Origin of the sequence: Domibacillus tundrae (genome assembly GCF_000970675.1) — a bacterium.
GTDB classification, from domain to species: domain Bacteria; phylum Bacillota; class Bacilli; order Bacillales; family Domibacillaceae; genus Domibacillus; species Domibacillus tundrae.
The window spans coordinates 201,164-220,444 of sequence record NZ_LAJA01000001.1; the positions used below are offsets into that span (position 1 = coordinate 201,164).

Here is a 19,281-nt window from a genome sequence, read left to right on the forward strand (position 1 = left end):
ATATGGAATAGAAAGGGAGGATTAGGCATGAAAGAAGCTGTAACATCCGGCATTCGGCGCCGTTATTTACTTTTATCATTGTCCATTTTATTTTTATTAACAGCAGCAGGGGCTGGTGCCTTTGTTTATATGAAACATTCACAAGAAGAATTGATGTCAAAGCAAGAAGCGTTATATGATAAGCAGGTGAAATTGGAGACACTGCGGGATTCGCTAAATGATATGTTTTTTCGGGCAAGAGGGTATGTGGCTTTTCGCAATAATGAAGAGCTTGAGCAGGTGTATGTAGATATTGAACAAGTAAACGATGCACTCACTGAATTAAAAAACATTCATTTAAATATGGAAGAAAAACAATTAACACAAGAGCTTACTGAATTTATGGCTGCCTATGAAAATGAATCACTGCCTGCCGTGATTGAAATGGTAGAAAGAGATGATTATGAGGCGCTTCGCAAGTTTTCTAGCAGCGGCCTGACCGATTCGGTGAACCAATTTATGGCCTATGCAAAGCAATATAAAACGGATATTGATGATGATTTAGAAGCTCTATCCGCAGAAATGCTTCAGCAGGCCAATCAATTCACACTGGTGATGATTGTCTTTATCTTTCTATTATTCTTGTTTATTTCCTATTTAATTTGGCGCATGATGAAAGAGATTGTAAGACCGCTTGAACATATGAGAAAAGTGGCGGATGATTTCACGTCCGGAAAAAACTTTTCCTTGCTGCCGGTCAATCGAAATGATGAGATAGGTGTGTTGTTTTCTTCGTTCGGGTCCATGATCCGGACTATAAGAGAAAAAGAAGAGGAATTAATGGCGCAAAATGAAGAGCTTATTATGCAGCAGCAAGAATTGCAGGAGCATCAAACGAAAATTGAAGATTCGCTTCGTGAAACAAAACAAACGAAAGAACGGCTGGAGCGCTACAACGACTTAAATCATGTTCTTTCCTTTTCGCTTAACAAGCAGGAGCTTGCGGACAGTGTGCTGGAGTATTTAGATAATGTCTATCAGCTGGACCTGGGGATGTTTTGGCTTCGGGATAGTGGAGAGCATGCACTTAAAGGCATGACGACAACGATGTTTGAGGAGTTTTCAGCCAGCCGGACGGAATATATAGACCAGCGTTTAAAGGAAAAACCGTTCTTTGCGTTAACAAGAGAAGCCCTTCATGAAAAAGGACTTGCTTCGGAAACCGTCTACGTAAATGACTATTTTGCAGGCGTGCACAATGCAGACGGACAAATGGCCGCTTTATTCGGCGGTTCAAGAATTGGGCGTGCTTTTTCCTTGGAAGAGCAGAAAGACTTGCTTGGTTTGTTAAATCGAATTTATTTAGCGATTGAACGCATTCAGTTATATGATCGTAATGTAGGGGAACGGATATTAAATGAACGGATTGTGAACAACATTAATGAGGGCATTCAATTTGTTGGGATCGATGGCATGATGCTGCAGCGAAATGAAGCGCTTTGCTCGATTCTTAATTGCGGCAATGTGCCGCTTGATGCAGCGGTCGAAAAAGGACAGTGGATTGATCGGCTGGCCAGTCAAACCGATGATCCGCCAAAAATGAGAGAATTTCTGGAAAAATGTATATCTAAACATGAGCACGGTGTCTATGAATATCGGTATAGAGTTTTAGAACCTTCAGAACAGGTCATTGATGTATACAGTGCCCCGGTTTTAATTGAAGGAGAAAAGACGGGAACTATTTTTGTTCATCGTGATATTACGAAAGAATATGAAGTGGATCAAATGAAAACGGAGCTGGTCAGCACTGTCAGCCATGAACTCCGCACACCCCTTTCAAGTGTTCTCGGTTTTACAGAACTGCTGCTTCATAAGCAGTTAAAGCCGGAAAAACAAAAAAAATACTTAGAAACGATTTACAAAGAAGCGAAAAGACTGACAAACTTAATCAATGACTTCCTTGATTTACAGCGAATGGAGGCGGGCAGTCAAGCTTATCAAATGGAAGAATTGCAGATCAATGAGATAGCGGTTGAAGCTGTAGCCCGTTTCCGTTTAGAAAGCAGTCACCCGATTGTCGTAGTAGATGAAGCGGCAAATGTCCGGGTTGAAGGTGACAAAGAGCGTCTCGCCCAAGTGCTGACCAATCTTCTTGGCAACGCAATGAAGTTTTCACCAGATGGCGGCCATGTGACGGTGACTCTTTCAAATGAAGAGAATGAGGTCATTGTATCAATACAGGATGAAGGCATTGGTATTCCAGCCGAAGCTTTACCGAAGCTGTTTAATAAATTCCAGCGCATTGATAATAGCGCACGCAGAAAAATTGGTGGAACAGGGCTGGGGCTGGCGATTTGCCGCGAGATTATCGAAAGGCACAATGGAATGATTACAATCGAGTCAGAAGAGGGAAAAGGAACAACAGTCCGTTTTTCATTGCCGATTCTTTCATCAGGAAAGAGCCGGGTGATTCGTGAGGAAGGAAGAGAAAACAGTCCGTCTGTTATGATAGTTGAGGATGATGTGAGCCTGGCTCTTCTTTTATCAGAAGAGCTAAAAATGAATGGCTTTACGGTTATCTATCACTTGAATCCGTCAGAAGCCTTTGAAGAAGCAAAACGAACGCGGCTTGTGGGCATTGTCATTGATATAATGCTCGGTGACGATTTGAATGGATGGGATTTAGTAGGACTTTTAAAAGAAGAAAAAGAAACCAGGGACATTCCGATCATTATTTCTTCTGCACTTGACCAGAGCGAAGAAGCAGAAAAACTAAATCAAATTGATCATTATTTAACGAAACCGTATCCGCCTAACCAGTTGTCCGAAGCCGTCCTTGGGTTTTTAACTGAGCCAATGCAGCAGGGTATTATTTTCTATCCGGAGAGAGGTTCTGATTAAATGCAAATAAATAAAAAGTGGATGATACTGCCGGGCATCCTTCTTCTGCTTTTCCTGCCCCGAATGATATGGGAGCTTAGCGATACAAGAGAAGAAAAAGTTGTCATTTTAGATAAGACGGTTCCCACGGATAACAAGAGAGAGCACCGGGCCCTCGCCTGGGTGCTAAAGCATTTGCGCTTTGACACTTTTGGCGGGGAGAACGACTATTATGGCTACTTTCCCGAAAAAGAAATAAAAGAAAGAGCGCTGCCTGAAAGCCTTCAAGACGCCGACGTTATTTATGTAGCCGACACATACGGTGTGTACGACAAGAATGAAGATTTAGTGTATGGCGGCCTCCAAATGAAAGAGTGGGAAGCGATCAAGCAGCAAACAGCCGATCATTCGACGACGCTTGTGATGGAATTCAATACATTCGCTTCTCCGACAAAAGCGGATGTAAAAAACAACATGGCTTCTTTTCTTCATACAAAGCCAACTGGCTGGACCGGCCGTGTTTTTAAGGATTTGAACAGAGAAAACGAGGAGCTGGCCAGTGTATTACCGCTTTATGAATCTGGCGGGGAAAAATGGGCGTTTCAAGGAGCCGGTTTTGTTCTCGCAAACGAAGAAAAAGAAAAAGTGATTGTGCTTTCAGATGAAGCGGGAGAGGTAAACGATACGCAATTAACGATGAATTTTACGGAGGAAGGAAAACGCATAACGGGTCTTGATAAAGGAGCCCCGTACACGTATTGGTTTGATATAACCATACCGGACAACGAAAATGATATTCTAGCAAACTACCAATGGGATTTATCAGAAAAGGGAAAAGCGGCAGTAGAAAAGGAAGGCATTCCGCTGTCATTCCCGGCGGTGATTCACCATTCCTATGAACAGTCCGATTTATTTTATTTCGCAGGAGATTTTGCGGATACAGCAGAAGTCTCTTTCGTTTATAAATATGCCGGTTTTGCTTCTATGCGTGCGCTGATTACACCATCCTCTCTTTATCCGGAGCAGGCATTTTTCTGGAAAACGTATGTGCCGCTTATGAAAGGCGTATTGGCCATGGAGAAAAGGGCAGAAAAAGAAGCGGCGGCAGTTCCGGTGGAAGAGAAAAACGGCCTTTCTTACACAGCACGTTTAAATGGCGATCGGTTTGATGTGTTTGAAGACGGCAAATGGAAAACGATAACGGCCAAAGGCGTAAACATCGGTATGGGCAAGCCGGGCGCTTTTCCGGGAGAAGCCGCCATTTCAGAATCGGAGTACTATGACTGGCTGATCCAGATCGGTGAAATGAATGCCAATGTAATTCGCGTTTATACAATTCATCCACCCGGTTTTTACAACGCATTAAAGAGATATAATGAGGAACATGACAAGCCGATTTATGTGCTGCATGGTGTCTGGGTCGACGAAGAGCCTTTAGAGGAAACTCTTGATGCGTTCACGCCAGAAATTACGGAGGAGTTTCAGTCTGAAATGAAACGAGTTGCCGATGTGATTCACGGCAATGGGGATATTGAACAACGAACAGGTCATGCGTCAGGTGTGTACCGGGCGGATATATCGCCTTATGTGATCGGATGGGTGCTTGGAATCGAATGGTATCCGTATATGGTTGATAATATGAAAACAAAATATGCGGGCCTTGCTCAATACGAAGGGGAGTTTGTCCGGACAGAACAAGCCGAACCGATGGAAATTTGGCTGGCCGAACAAATGGATTCAATGATGAAATACGAGGCCGATACGTACAAGTGGACAAGGCCGATGAGCTTTACAAACTGGGTAACGACGGATTTGCTGGAACACCCTGCTGAGCCGCAGGAGCAGGAAGATTTAGTATCAGTTAATCCGAATACGATCAAGCCGAAAAGGGATACCGAGATGTTTGCTTCTTACCATGTGTATCCGTATTATCCTGACTTTTTAAATTTAGAAGAAAAGTATTTAACATACAAAGATTCACGCGGTGAAAACAACAGCTATGCCGGATACTTGCATGATCTTCGCGCAGCGCATAACATGCCGGTGCTGATTGCAGAGTTTGGCATCCCTGCTTCCCGCGGCATGACCCATCGAAATGCGTTTGGCTTAAATCAAGGCTTTATGAGCGAAAAGCAGCAGGGTGAAGGACTGATTCACCTGTATGATGATATTTTAGCGGAAAAGATGATGGGCGGTCTTGTATTTACATGGCAGGATGAGTGGTTTAAGCGAACATGGAACACAATGGATCTCGATGATCCGGACCGGCGTCCATTTTGGTCAAATGCCCAGACGAATGAGCAGCAGTTTGGCTTGATGAGCTTTGACCGGCTGCTTGTGAAAACAGACGGAAACGTCAACGACTGGGAAGAGGTTAAGCCGTTCTATGAGAAGGAAGATAATCTTTATGTGACGCATGATGAACGCTACCTTTATATCCGATCGAAAGAAGTGAATGGGCGGATGCCAACACTTTATTTTGATGTTCATCCGACTATCGGAAGCAAGAAGTTTGGCGATCTATCGTTCCAGTCAAACGAACCGGAATTTGTTCTATCATTCGACAGCCGGGAAAAAGGAACACTGCAGGTCGATGCCTATTATGATACTTTTATGTATCAGTACGGATTTAGTGTACCAATGTTAAAACCAGCGCCGCAAAGACCGATGAATAACAGCGGCAAGTTAAACCCGATCCGATTGGCGTTAAATAAAGAAATTACCCGTCCTGATACAGGGGAAGTGCTGCCGTTTGATTACTATGAAACAGGTGTTATGCGGTTTGGCAACAGTAATCCAAAATCACCTGATTATGACTCTCTAGCTGATTATTATGTCGACCAAAAATCAGGAAACATTGAAATCCGTATTCCATGGCTGTTATTGAATGTGAAAGATCCAAGCAGCTTAAAAGCTACAGGGGATATTTTCAAAGAAGGAATGGAAGCAGAAGAAACAATTGAAGGTATTGGCATTGCAGCTTCTTTTGCAGGAGAATTCACAGTGCCCGATTCCTCAGAGAACGCTATTCCAGAGATGAATATGTACGAATGGGAATCATGGGACAATGAGACCTTATCAAGGGAACGGCTGAAGCCATCGTACTACATGCTTCAAAAGCGCTTCGAACAAGAAGATTAATAACTAGAAAAACGGACAGCTCCTCAACAGAGCTGTCCGTTTTTTAGTCAAGAATGCTTTGAACAAGTGACATTAATTCAATCGGGCTAAAGGGCTTTGCCATAAAATAATCGGCTCCGCGCGACATCGCCAGTTCCCGGTCTGCTTCCTGAGCTTTAGCCGTTAACATTAAAACGGGTGTGGAAACTCCGTTTTTGCGAATGGTTTCCAGCACTTCCATTCCCGTAAAGTGTGGCATCATGTAATCCAGGATGATCAAGTCATGTGCTTGTGTCTGAATATGATGCAATGCTTCTTGTCCGTCTTCTGCTTCTGTAATGTCAAAATCGTCTTCCAGTGTATCCACAATTAGCATGCGTAAAATTTCTTCATCATCCGCTACTAAAATCTTTTTCAATTCAGCCCACCTCCATGTGGTTTAAGTTGAGATTCCTTTTCGTTTCATATCGCCCCAATGCTGCTTCTTTCGGAAAGCCGCAAAAATGCCCTGGATCCGCCAAATGACCATAAGCGGCCGGTACCAAAATGTCTCTGTCAGCGCCCAGCCGTATAACCGAACCAAATGAGAAACTTTTGGATATTTATGAAGCGTCAATTCTTCCAAAAGTACGGCAAGCGCAGAAATAAGAGACCCGTAAAAAATAGTCACTAAAAACAGAAGGCCGGCAATTTTCGGATCAATCAGTGAAAAAAAGAAGCCGCCGAAAATAATAAAATAACCGCAAAACTCAAAAATGGCCCCAAGCAATTCAACGAATAAAAAATAAGGCATCGATACCAGCCCGATCGATCCATAGGAAGGATTGAGCATCATTTTTTTATGCGTCCAGAGCGTTTCAGACAGACCGCGCTGCCAGCGGATGCGCTGCGACCGTAAAACCTCGAGCGATTCCGGTGCTTCTGTCCAGCAAACAGGGTCCGGTATGTACTCAATTCGCTGCTTTGATTTTTCTTCTTTCAGCAATCTGTGCAGACGAACAACAAGTTCCATGTCTTCGCCAACTGTTTTCTTATTGTAGCCGCCGGCGCGGATGACCCGCTCTTTATGAAAAACACCGAAAGCACCGGAAACAATCAGCAAAATGTTCAGCCGGCTTAGCGCCAGCCGGCCAATCAAAAAGGCACGGAAATACTCAATAATCTGCATAAGGACAAGCGGATGACTTGGCAGATTAATCGTTTCCACTTTACTTCTTGAAATGGTCGATCCGTTTGCAATCCGCACAGAACCACCTGTTACAATAACCTGGCCATCTGATTCAATAATCGGCTTCATTGTTTTTAAAAGCGCATCATTTTCAAGGATTGAATCGCCGTCAATGGCGCAAAAGTAAGGGTACGATGATAGATTAATGCCTGCATTCAGTGCATCTGCTTTTCCGCCATTGGCCTTTTTGATAAGGCGGATATAGGGGAAAACAGACGATTGGTAAATGGCTTTAATATCAGCAGTCTGCAAATAAGTCCGGACAGCATAGGGAATCTCTATCATTTGAAATTCCTCAATCATCCGAGCTGAAGTTTGATCCTTGGACCCATCATCAATCACAATAATCTCTTTTTCAGGATATTCAAGAGCGAGCAGGGAGCGCACTGTACTGACAACCCCGACTTCTTCATTATAAGCAGGAACAAGCACGGAGACGGGAAATGTCCGGTCGTTTCCTGCTATGTCCTCTGTTGCTTCACGGGGATCTAATTCACTTTCGCGATACACTTTCCGAAAGGCCAGTAAAAAAAGAGTAATATAACTTAAGCTGGAAAACAGCATATAAGCAATAATTACATAAGAAAGAACAAGGAAAAATACATTCATTAATTGGCACCCCCCGGTCGATAGATCTGCCACTGTGCAGCCATATCCCGCCCGTAACGATCAGAGTGGTTTTCGGACAAATGAGCAAGAATGACATCGCCATCTGAAAAGTGGGTAAATGCTTCAGCCGCAGAATAACGGACCCACCAAACAGAATCTCCCAGCAGCGTGCTCAATATTTTTTTATAGCGGGAAAACTGCAAAATGCCAGCTATACGTGCAGCAAACATGCGCTCCGTCCAAATCGATGATTCAAAAAAGGGTGCAAGCAAATCAGGATCTGACATATACTCCAGCCGGAACAACGTTTTGAGAGCTTGAATCCTTGTCTCAGCATGAGAACTTTCCAGCTCTTTTTCAACAGCAGGGAGAAAAGACATGGCACCGGACTGTCCGATAAAGACAAGTGCAGCATATTTCAATGTCACATCTGTGCCGTCAAGAGCAGACTGGATTTCCTTCACGGTGCCTTCTTTCTGCAAGCGGTTAAAGACATCGACATACAGCCGGATTGGCACATTTGGAAACCGGCTTAACTCTTTACTAACCTTTGTTTCATCTAGTGAAGCAAGCGTCCGAATGAGCTGCTGTGTTTCAACGTCTAGTTTATTGGCAGCGGTAAGCCGCTCGAATAAAACAGGAGACAGGGAAGCCATATGGAAATCTTCAATGTAATGCAGTGTGTTTATTCGTCTCGCCCAATTACGCTGGCCAAGTATTCGGCTGTAGGGTTCTGTTAAAAATTCTTCAGACAATTGTTTGACTAAAGGTGAAATATTCGCTTCTTTTGTGAACGCAACATAGCCATTTAATAATCGTTCCAATACGACTGCCTGATGTCGGGTAGACCGGATGGCATATAGAAAGCGCACGTCGGAAGGTTCGATAATATAGGAACTGAAAGGTTCGGTTAAATGGTTATACTGGCTTTCTATTTCTTCTTCATAGCGCTGCCGCTTTTTTTTGCGAATGACTAGATAGAAAAGAAGCGCAATTTGGAAAAGAAAAAGAAACGCGATCATCAGAAGAAAAAAATAAATGGTCATTTAAACATCCTCTTTGTGAGGCGCTGCACCCGCGCGACAACTTCCTGCGGATGAAATGGCTTTACAATATAATCATCAGCTCCACTTTTTAAAGCCAATACAATATCCGCTTCATTTGTCCGTGCCGTCAACATCGATACGACAATGTTGTCATCCGGAAATTGTTTGCGAATATTGGTAAGCACTTCCATCCCATCCATTTTTGGCATAATGCCATCTAAAAGAATCATGTAATTTTCATCCGACTTGTACCAGTCGGACTCTAAAAAGGAGATGCCATCCAGGTACTCATGAATCACGACATCAATTTCATTCGGTTTCCAGCCTGAGAATTGTTTCGACAACATTTTTCGCACGAGCAAATCGTCATCGACAATCATAATATTCAAATGGCGCTTTACATCACCGCTGTCGATTTCGTATATAACCGACTGATTCCGGCCATTTCGCTTTGCTTTATACAGTGCTTGGTCCGCTTCATTTAAAACCGTCGCTTCATTAATGCGATATTCGGACGCTCCCGCAGAAAACGTTACAGAAAACGGGTCAAAGGGCGGCACAGTAAAAGTAATCTCAGCCATTTTTGAGCGAATCCGCTCAATTAAAACGACAGCCTCTTGCGGCGTTGTATCAACGAGAATTAAAGCGAATTCTTCTCCGCCATACCGAAAGAAATAATCGGTTTCCCGTTTCATTTTTAAAACAAGCGAGCTGAAGATCCGGAGAACGTCGTCGCCGGCAGGATGCCCATACCGATCGTTCACTTTTTTAAAGTAATCCAAATCCAGCATGACAAGCGTATAGGTGTGCCGCTTTCGTTCGGCTAAAGAAGACATTTGTGAAAGAGTTTGCGTGAATTGCCGCCGATTTCCTGCACCGGTTAGTTCATCTGTTAAGGCAGACTGCCAAATCGCAAATTTATTTTTCAGCCGGTTTAAAATGTACGGAACAAAAACTGTTATATCAAGCGGCTTTGGAATAAAATCCATGGCGCCCATTTCAAGCGCCCGTATTTGATTTTCAATTTTTCCGTCAACACTAATCAATGTAACAGGTACATACCGGCTTCTGGCAATATCACCGATTTGTGTTAATATATCAAAGCCGCTCATATCCGGCAGCTGCACATCCACAATGACCATATGAGGCTGAAGGGTGTAAAACAACTCTACGCCCCGTTTGCCGGTCAACGCAATGACCACTTGAACCCCATTTTCTTCGAGTGTTTCTTTTATGAATGAAGCAAACTCTACATCATCGTCAATCACTAAAATAAAAGAGCTGTTTTCTTCAATCGAAACAGAGACTTCCTCAATCTGCTCCACTTCTAAAATAGCAGCGTCTTCTTCTTCGCGAAAAAAATTTCGCATCAGCAAAATAAAGTTTTTTAACGAACGAACTGAAATTAAGACACTGCTTGTTTCAGAAAGGTTTTCCAGCTGCGTGGTACAAAAAGAAGACATCTCGTCCATTCCGATTGTACCGGCGGTTCCTTTCATCGTATGTAAAAAGCGGTACAAATCCCGTTCTTGGATATGCTCCTGATCAAACCAGCTGGAAAAATCCTTTTCCATCCGCTTAGAAAGCATTGCTCGGTAATCATTTCGAGACATAATAAGTCAATCCCCTCAAAAGTAGTGAAAAGGTTCTGTTTTTATTCTATCCTATTATACTATATGTATCACTACGTCGAACACATTGAACATGATTCGTTTGAATAAGAAAAGGATCGGGAAATGTGTTAAAAAATGAACAGAAAACAAAGGAGACGAAAACATGAGCTCAATCGGTACAGCAATCATTGGATATGGTTTTTCAGGCTCTACTTTTCATGCACCTTTTTTAGACGAGATGGAGGAGTTTACCGTTGTATGCGTTCTGTCTTCTAATGAAGAAAAAGTGAAAAAGGATTTGCCGAATACCGATGTGGCAGGAGAAATAGAGGATATCATGGCGCGGACAGATGTAGAGCTGGTCGTTGTGACGACCCCGAGCAGCCTGCATTTTGATCTGGCGAAAAAAGCACTTGAAGCAGGAAAACATGTCATTGTGGAAAAACCGATGGTACCGACATTAAAGGAAGCAGAGGAACTTGCAGCCTGCGCAAAAGAACACAACGTGGTGCTGAGCGTTTTTCAAAACCGTCGTTATGACGGAAACTTTTTAACGGTTAAAAAGTTAATGGATGAAGGAAGGCTTGGCGACATTTATGTGTATGAAGCACATTACGACCGCTTTGAACCAATCATCTCAAATGGCTGGCGAGAGGAAAACAAACCTGCTTCCGGAATCCTTTACGATCTCGGCGCTCATTTAATCGACCAGGCATTGTCATTGTTCGGTATGCCGGACAGTATCACAGCGGACATCCAAAAGCAGCGTCCGAATGCAGTGGTTGATGATTATTTTCATCTTATCCTCGCATATGGATCCAAACGGGTGATTTTGCATAGCAGCATGATCACTTTTGAACAAGGATCGAAATACAAAGTACACGGCACCCTCGGCACGTTTATGAAAAAAGGAGAAGACCCGCAGGAGGGTGAATTGTTAGAAGGGCGTCGGCCGGATGGCGCCGATTGGGGCATGGATCCACTTGATCAATATGGAACGCTTTATACGAGCAGCGGAAGCGAAAAAATCGTGACCCTTCCAGGCGATTACCGTCATTACTATAAAGGTATCTATGAATGTGTTCGCCATGGGAAGCCGTGCCCGGTGGCAGGCGAAGAAGGAGTCATGACGATTCGGATCATTGAGGCGGCTCTCGCAAGCAGCCGGGAAAAGCGGACAATTGAAATATAAGAAGGAAAGGTGTCTCTTATGAGGAGACATCTTTTTTATCGATTTTGGGCGAGAAGACTCCCGCCTCAGGGAATGAAAAAGGCTTTGCCCGATGAGCAGGCACGCACCAGAACCATTGAGGTGCCGGTTGCGACAAAGTATCGGAAAGAAGGGAAAAAAGAGAGAATGCACGAGCAAACATTCAAGATTCATAGATCGAATAACAGCCGCTCCAGGCTGCCTTTTGTTTGTGAAAAAGAGAGCAATCGTTTGCGCGAAAAATCCGCATAACTCTTTGTATATACAAGGAAAACAAATACTGTCATAACAGTAATGAAAGGCTTTACAAAAAATGTGCAAACGATTTCTTAAAAAGTGTTGACGTTTGCATGAAAGCGGTGTTATAGTATGTTCAGAAGTTGAAAACGGTTACTGTTTTCAACCTAAATCAAAGACTGCAAAGGGGTAGATGACATGTTTAAGAAAAAAGCATTTGTACTTTCATCCGCATTGTTTTTAGGTCTTGCTGGCTGCTCAACAGCTGAAGAAGATAGTGGTTCATCAAACGATTCTGGCGGCGGCAGCGGCGACAAAACAGTTGTTGATGTTTTCCAGTTTAAAGTAGAGTTTAAAGAGCAGTTTGAAGAACTTGCGAAACAATATGAAGAAGAAAACCCGGATGTGGACATTAACGTCGAAACAGTGGGCGGCGGAAACGATTACGCGTCAGCCATAAAAGCGAAATTCTCATCTGGTGATGAGCCGGTAATCTTTAACATCGGCGGTCCGACAGGTGTGGCTGACTACCGTGATCGTTTGACAGATTTGAGCGATACAAAAGCGGCTGGCGCAGCGCTTGAAGGAACGCTTGACACAGTAACGGAAGGCGAAGAAGTATTAGGTCTTCCATTTAACCAGGAAGGTTACGGATTCGTTTACAATAAAACGGTTTTTGAAAAAGCGGGTGTTGATCCGGAATCAATCAAGTCAATTGAAGATTTAACAAAAGCGGCCGAAACGATTGACAGCAAAAAGGACGAGCTTGGTCTTGACGGTGTCTTCGCAATGGCTGCAAAAGAAAAATGGGTAGATGGAAACCACGGTTCCAACGCATTTACATCAGCTGACTTCAATGATAGCGCTTTAGATGCTTTTAACTCAAAAGAGCTTCCATTTACAAAAGCGGATCAATTCAAAACGTACATTGATCTTCAAAACAAATACTCTGTGCAGCCCGTTGTGAGTCTTGATTACTCACAGCAAGTGGAAGAATTATTCTCAACAGGCCGAGTAGCTATGATCCAGCAAGGGAACTGGGTATACCCAACAATTGAGCAAATGGATCCTGAACTTGCCAAAAACGTAGGCATCATGCCAATTCCGGTTGACGGCGAAATGAAAATGCCGGTTGGTGTTCCACAGTACTGGACAGTTAATGCAAAAGCAGATGAAGCAGAACAAGAAGCAGGAAAAGCATTCCTAGACTGGTTGTATACATCTGACGCTGGAAAAGAAGCAGTATTAACACAGTTCAAATTTATCCCTGCTTACGATGGCTACGATACAGAAAAAATCTCTGATCCGTTGTCTAAAACAATTTATGAATATGCACAAGAAGGAAACACACGCGGCTGGACATTCCTTGGCTATCCAACTGGATGGGGCGATGTGCTAGGCGCAAACTTGCAGAAGTACCTTGCGGGTGAAGCATCATGGGATGAAGCGATTCAAGCATCAAAAGACGAATGGGCGAAACTTGCCAAGTAACCAACGAGCCATCTGAAAACGGAAAAGATAACAGGCTCCATCACGCTGTTATCTTTTTCTTTACACAAATTCACCTGAAATGAGGTTTTACAGGCATGAAAAATAAAGATCTTTCCTTCTGGCTTTTTCTCGCACCCGTCTTATTCGCTCTCGGAACGGTCGTTCTCCTTCCCCTTCTATATGGCATTTATTATTCATTTACCGATTGGAATGGAGTCAGCTACACTCAGTTTCTCGGACTTGACAACTATGTAACCTTATTAAAAGATGAAGGGTTCCGGGACGCGCTTTGGTTTACCGTGAAATTCTCGGTTGCATCGGTTATTGTCGTCAACATTTTAGGGCTTGCACTAGCAATGCTCGTCACATCAAAAATTAAATCACGCAACCTGCTTCGGACGGTTTTCTTTATGCCGAACTTGATCGGTGGTTTAATTCTCGGGTTTATCTGGCAGTTTATTTTCACAAAAGTATTTGACTCAATCGGCCGCGCAACAGGCATTGAATGGATGCAAGGCTGGCTGTCTGATTCTGCAACAGGTTTCTGGGGCATGGTCATTCTCATGAGCTGGCAAATGGCTGGGTACATTATGGTTATTTACATCGCTTATTTGGAAAATGTACCAGGCGACTTGTTGGAAGCAGCGGAAATTGACGGTGCGAATCCGTGGCAGAAATTCCGTAACATTACCTTCCCGCTTGTAATGCCCGCATTCACTGTCAGTATGTTCTTGACGCTTTCCGGCGCATTTAAAATTTACGACCAAAACTTGTCACTCACAAATGGAGGTCCATTTAACTCAACGAAAATGGTCGCGATGGACATTGTCGATACAGCATTTAAATTCAATATGATGGCAACTGCGCAGGCAAAAGCCGTTATCTTCTTTATCATCGTGGCGATTATTTCATTAACACAAGTGTACATTAACAAAAAACGGGAGGTGGAGATGTAATGGAAAAGAAAAAATCCAGACAGCGATTAATCATCGAGGTTTTAGGGATTCTCTTCGGTCTTCTCTGGCTCTCCCCATTTTATTTGATGATTGTCAATGCCTTTAAAACAAAATTGGAAATTTTCCAAAATACATTAAAGCTGCCAGCAGAATGGACATTTGATAACTTCACGCAGGCGTTTGAAGAACTTGCCTTCTTGCAGACATTTATGAATTCACTTTTCATGTCTGTCGCCAGTATTGTGATTATCCTCTTTTTCTCGGCGATGGCAGCTTATGCATTGTCACGTAATGGAAGCAAGCTGTCTGGAGCGATTTTCTTCCTCTTTGTTGCTGCGATGCTGATTCCGTTTCAATCCGTTATGATTCCGCTCGTTGCTCTGTTCGGGAAAGCGGATGCGCTAAATTTTTACGGATTGATTTTTATGTATCTTGGATTTGGGTGCAGCTTGTCCATTTTCTTATACCACGGGGCATTAAAAGGGATTTCAAAGTCGCTTGATGAGGCTGCAACAATCGATGGCTGTAACCGATTCCAGGTATTTTGGTACATTATTCTGCCAATGCTGAAGCCGATTTCGATTACGGTTGCAATCTTGAATATTATCTGGATTTGGAACGATTATCTCCTGCCATCACTTGTAATCAGCGGTGCAGGCACTGATACGATTCCATTGAAATTATTCCTATTCTTCGGCCAGTATACGAAACAATGGCATTTGGCGCTTGCCGGATTAACCATTTCGATTATCCCAGTAATCATTGCGTACTTGTTTGCTCAAAAACAAATCATTAAAGGGGTATCTGATGGCGCGGTAAAATAAGAAATGCGCAAGGTGCCTGCTTATCGGCGACAAGCATAAGAGGAGCACTGGTGTAGGCGCTTTTTGCCTCCAGAAGGGCTTGGCTTATGACCTCGAGCCGATGGCGCCTGAAGCTGGACACTGTCCAAGGAAATATACTTTCTTATTTTTTGAAAAATGGCACTATAAACAAGAAAAGGGAGGAACCGGTCATGGCTGTAACAATTAAAGATGTCGCAAAAAAGGCGCAGGTTGCACCGTCGACCGTCTCCCGTGTAATTGCGGATCATCCAAAAATCACACAGGAAACGAAAGAAAAAGTAAGAAAAGTGATGCAGGAACTTGGCTATCACCCGAACTTGCTGGCCAGAAAGCTTGTGACACAGTCTTCACAAACCATTGGCATTATCCGAAAAACATCATCAAAGCATTCACTTTCTGATCCGTTTTTTCCGGCAGCGCTTCAAGGCATGAGTGATTTGCTGCACCAGAAAGAGTACAGTATTTTAATGACGAGCGGCGAGTCGGATGAAGATATTTACCGTGAAGTGGTCAATATGGTTCAAGGGAAAAGCGTCGACGGCATGATCATGCTTTATTCGCAGGATGATGACCCAGTACTGCGGCTGCTCTTGGATCAGAAATTTCCATTTGTGATGATTGGCAAACCGACGGATCATATAGATAAAGTGATGTATGTGGATAATGATAACGTCAAGGCAGCGCGCAATATTACTGAATATTTAATCCGGGCTGGTCACGAGCATATCGCATATGTCGGAGGCGATCCGAGGTTTGAAGTGCACAAAGATCGTGAACAAGGATATAAACAGGCGTTAAAGCTTGCAAATATTCAGTCAAAAATGCTTTTCCGGAAAGAAATATCCAGAGATACGGCCAGTGAAACGATTGCAGAGATGATGAACATGTCTCCACGGCCGACGGCGATTGTCACAACAGATGAATTAATGGCTATGAGCCTGCTATCCGCCTTGTACGAGCGAGGGATCCGTGTACCTGATGATATGGCGATTACAACGTTTATGGATTCAATGTTATCTGAGCTTTCAAGTCCGCCGATGACAACGGTTGATATTCATGCGTTTCAGCTTGGTTTTGAGGCAGCAAAAACGCTTGTTGATCTTTTAGAAAATCCAAGTATGATGAAGCGGAATATTCTTGTTCCGACATCCATTGTCGAACGGGAGTCATGCAAAAAAACAAAGAGGAATGAGGCGATTATATGAATATTACAGTATGGAACGAATTTCGTCATGAAAAAAAGAATGAAACGGTTAAGGACATTTATCCGGACGGTATTCATGAAGTCATTGCCGGTTTTCTAAAAGAAGAAGGCCGGACTGTTAAAACAGCGACATTGGATGAAGCGGAACACGGGTTGACGGATGACGTATTAAATAATACAGATGTACTTCTCTGGTGGGGGCACGTTGCACATGAAGAAGTTGACGATGAAATTGTAAAAAAAGTACAACAGCGTGTGCTCGATGGAATGGGATTAATCGTTCTTCATTCCGGTCATTTTTCTAAAATATTCAAAACAATGATGGGTACGTCATGTGACTTGAAATGGCGCGAAGCAGGCGAAAAAGAGCGCGTATGGGTCATTGATCCTGCGCACCCGATTGCAGAAGGCATCGGCGAATATTTTGAACTCGAGCATGAAGAAATGTACGGCGAGCATTTTGATATTCCGGCACCGGATGAGCTTGTCTTTATGAGCTGGTTTGAAGGTGGCGAAGTATTCCGCAGCGGCGTAACATACAAACGCGGAAACGGTAAAATCTTTTATTTCCGCCCTGGACATGAAACACACCCTACATACTATAACGAAAACGTCCAGAAAGTGATTCGAAACGCAGTAAAATGGGCAGCGCCTGTGAAACGGGAGCGTCCTGTATACGGAAACGCACAACCAATTGAAACGTTAAAAGGAGAATAAATAAAATGACAAGAATTAAAGTAGGTATTATTGGATGCGGAAGCATCGCAAAGCACCGTCACATTCCTGAATATGCAATGAACGACAATGTAGATATCGTCGCTTTTTGTGATATTATTGCAGCGCGTGCGCATGCCTTTGCGGATCAATACAATGCAAAAGCGTATGTCGATTACACTGAACTTTTAGAAAATGAAGAGATCGATGCAGTGAGTGTATGCACACCAAACTCTCTTCATGCACCGGTTTCCATTGCCGCACTGAAAGCTGGCAAACATGTTCTTTGCGAAAAACCAATGGCCACATCAAATGAAGAAGCAGAAGCAATGATTGCAGCAGCGAATGAAAGCGGAAAAAAACTAATGATCGGCCACAATCAGCGTTTCGTTTCTTCTCACGCAAAAGCGCGCAGCATCATTGAAAGCGGCGAGCTTGGCAAAATATACAGCTTCCGCACTGCATTTGGCCACGGTGGCCCGGAACAGTGGAGTGCAGACGGAGAGCACAGCTGGTTTTTTGATAAAGAGCGTGCGTTTATTGGCGCAATGGGTGATCTTGGTGTTCATAAAACCGATTTGCTCCGCTTTTTAATCGGCGAAGAATTTGTGGAAGCAGCAGCATTCGTGGAAACATCTGCAAAAGCAAATTCCACAGTGGATGACAATGCCGTATGCATCTTAAAATCAGAAAGCGGCATTATCGGTACGCTGGCTGCAAGCTGGTCTTACAACGGCGGCGAAGATAATTCAACTGTCTTTTATGCGGAAAAAGGCATAATGCGTTTAGAAGATGACCCGGATTATTCGCTTATTATCGATTACAAAAACGGCAACAGCGAGCGCCACAGCTTAGGGGCGATCCAGTCAAACGAAGAAGGCCAGCAAACAGATACACACGTTGTGGAACATTTTATTAACAGTATTGTAGAAGACAAAACCCCGCCTGTATGCGGAAATGAAGGCAAAAAATCACTCGAAGTTATTTTAGCGGCACTGGAGTCAAGTGAAACAAAACAAATCGTCCGTATTTAATCAATGAGGTGACCAACATGACAAAACTGAGAATCGGCGTTTTAGGCACAGGCGGCATTGCGACAGAACGACATATTCCCGCTTTTAAACACGTGAAAGAAGCAGAGATTACAGCCGTTATGGATGTAAATACGGAGCGGGCAAAAGAAACAGCCGAAAAATTTGGCGTTGAACATGTTTGCACGAGTCTTGACGACATGCTTGGAAAAATTGATGCTCTTTTAATTACCACGCCGAATAAATTTCACGCGCCTGCTGCTGTACAGGCACTAAATGCCGGTGTTCATGTCATGTGTGAAAAACCAATGGCATTGAATACAAAAGAATGCGAAGAAATGGTGGCAGCCGCTGAAAAGTCTGGTAAGGTACTGCTGATTGCTTATCACTGGCGGTTTATGAAAGAATCACGCGCAGCAAAGCGGCTCATTGATAGTGGTGAAATTGGCCAGCCGCTCGTTATTCGGATAAAATCGATGCGGCGCCGGAAAGTACCGGGCTGGGGAGTTTTTACAAACCGTGACCTGCAAGGCGGGGGCGCCCTTATTGACTACGGCTGTCACTTGCTCGATTTAGCTATGTGGCTGACAGGCAGCCCGAAACCTTATGAAGTAAGCGGAACAACCTTTAACCATTTAAGTATGCAAAAAGATATGGTGAATGAATGGGGAACAATCAATCCGGCGACATTTGAAGTGGAAGACCACGCGACTGCGTTCATCCGGCTTGAAAACGGCGCAGTCGTTATGCTTGAAACGTCATGGGCGGCGAACATTCCAAAAGACGAAGAGACGATCAGTATTTCCGGTACAAAAGGTGGTATTGAGGTGTTCCCGCTTCGTGTGAATAAGGCGGAAAACGGTGTTCTGGTTAATTCCGACATTGCTTGGATTCCAGAAGAAAAACCATTTGCAATCCTGCAGGCGGAACATTTTGTTTCTTGCTGCTTTGGTGAAAGCACGCCAATGTCGAGCCCGGAAGAATCCATGTATGTGTCAAGCATTATTGAATCTGTTTATGAAAGTGCTAAAATTGGAAATAGCGTTAAAATTAGATAAAAAGAAAAGCGCAAGGTGCTCGTCTTTCGGCTTAGAACAAAGTCTAAGAGTGCGGCATCA

The 19,281-nt window shown here is 43.6% G+C and carries 14 protein-coding genes; 10 read left to right on the forward strand and 4 right to left on the reverse strand.

The features are described from left to right. Positions 1-27 precede the first annotated feature (27 nt). Positions 28-2,880 carry an ATP-binding protein gene (locus VQ00_RS00975; protein WP_046178269.1) on the forward strand — a complete coding sequence of 951 codons (2,853 nt, stop codon included), beginning with the start codon at positions 28-30 and terminating at the stop codon, positions 2,878-2,880. Continuing rightward, positions 2,881-6,000: a hypothetical protein gene (locus VQ00_RS00980; protein ID WP_052728250.1), complete on the forward strand. Its 3,120-nt coding sequence runs from the start codon at positions 2,881-2,883 to the stop codon at positions 5,998-6,000. Positions 6,001-6,043: 43 nt separating this feature from the next. On the opposite strand, the gene VQ00_RS00985 is transcribed toward VQ00_RS00980, so the two are convergent. From VQ00_RS00985 to VQ00_RS01000, 4 genes are read right to left on the reverse strand one after another with little or no spacing between them, the layout of a single operon-like run. Then, positions 6,044-6,397: a response regulator transcription factor gene (locus VQ00_RS00985; RefSeq protein ID WP_046178270.1), complete on the reverse strand. Its 354-nt coding sequence runs from the start codon at positions 6,395-6,397 to the stop codon at positions 6,044-6,046. A 21-nt stretch (positions 6,398-6,418) separates the two neighbouring features. After that, positions 6,419-7,816, reverse strand: coding sequence for a glycosyltransferase family 2 protein (locus tag VQ00_RS00990; protein WP_046178271.1), 1,398 nt, complete (start codon positions 7,814-7,816; stop codon positions 6,419-6,421). Continuing rightward, positions 7,816-8,862 (reverse strand): HEAT repeat domain-containing protein, encoded by a 1,047-nt coding sequence (locus VQ00_RS00995; protein WP_046178272.1) that lies wholly within the window; start codon positions 8,860-8,862, stop codon positions 7,816-7,818. The genes VQ00_RS00990 and VQ00_RS00995 overlap by 1 nt, the downstream gene beginning before the upstream one ends. Beyond that, the gene (locus tag VQ00_RS01000; protein ID WP_046178273.1) at positions 8,859-10,475 is read right to left on the reverse strand and encodes a diguanylate cyclase; all 1,617 of its coding nucleotides are present in this window, start codon (positions 10,473-10,475) and stop codon (positions 8,859-8,861) included. The genes VQ00_RS00995 and VQ00_RS01000 overlap by 4 nt, the downstream gene beginning before the upstream one ends. 163 nt (positions 10,476-10,638) lie before the next feature. Between VQ00_RS01000 and VQ00_RS01005 the strand changes: the two genes are divergently transcribed. The 8 genes from VQ00_RS01005 (at position 10,639) to VQ00_RS01045 (ending at position 19,221) form a co-directional block, all read left to right on the forward strand. Beyond that, complete coding sequence (locus tag VQ00_RS01005; RefSeq protein ID WP_046178274.1) at positions 10,639-11,667, forward strand: oxidoreductase; 1,029 nt, start codon at positions 10,639-10,641, stop codon at positions 11,665-11,667. 453 nt (positions 11,668-12,120) lie between these two features. Then, positions 12,121-13,413: an ABC transporter substrate-binding protein gene (locus VQ00_RS01015; protein ID WP_046178276.1), complete on the forward strand. Its 1,293-nt coding sequence runs from the start codon at positions 12,121-12,123 to the stop codon at positions 13,411-13,413. 95 nt (positions 13,414-13,508) lie between these two features. Further along, positions 13,509-14,369 (forward strand): carbohydrate ABC transporter permease, encoded by an 861-nt coding sequence (locus VQ00_RS01020; RefSeq protein WP_046178277.1) that lies wholly within the window; start codon positions 13,509-13,511, stop codon positions 14,367-14,369. Next, positions 14,369-15,193, forward strand: a complete 825-nt coding sequence (locus tag VQ00_RS01025; protein WP_046178278.1) for a carbohydrate ABC transporter permease — start codon at positions 14,369-14,371, stop codon at positions 15,191-15,193. The genes VQ00_RS01020 and VQ00_RS01025 overlap by 1 nt, the downstream gene beginning before the upstream one ends. A 191-nt stretch (positions 15,194-15,384) precedes the next feature. Next, complete coding sequence (locus tag VQ00_RS01030; RefSeq protein ID WP_046178279.1) at positions 15,385-16,419, forward strand: LacI family DNA-binding transcriptional regulator; 1,035 nt, start codon at positions 15,385-15,387, stop codon at positions 16,417-16,419. Further along, entirely contained in the window at positions 16,416-17,135 is a 720-nt protein-coding gene (locus VQ00_RS01035) for a ThuA domain-containing protein (RefSeq protein ID WP_046178280.1), read from the forward strand. Before VQ00_RS01030 ends, VQ00_RS01035 begins: the two co-directional genes overlap by 4 nt. 5 nt (positions 17,136-17,140) lie before the next feature. Beyond that, complete coding sequence (locus tag VQ00_RS01040; RefSeq protein ID WP_046178281.1) at positions 17,141-18,166, forward strand: Gfo/Idh/MocA family protein; 1,026 nt, start codon at positions 17,141-17,143, stop codon at positions 18,164-18,166. A gap of 17 nt (positions 18,167-18,183) precedes the next feature. Next, complete coding sequence (locus VQ00_RS01045) at positions 18,184-19,221, forward strand: Gfo/Idh/MocA family protein (protein WP_046178282.1); 1,038 nt, start codon at positions 18,184-18,186, stop codon at positions 19,219-19,221. Positions 19,222-19,281 lie beyond the last annotated feature (60 nt).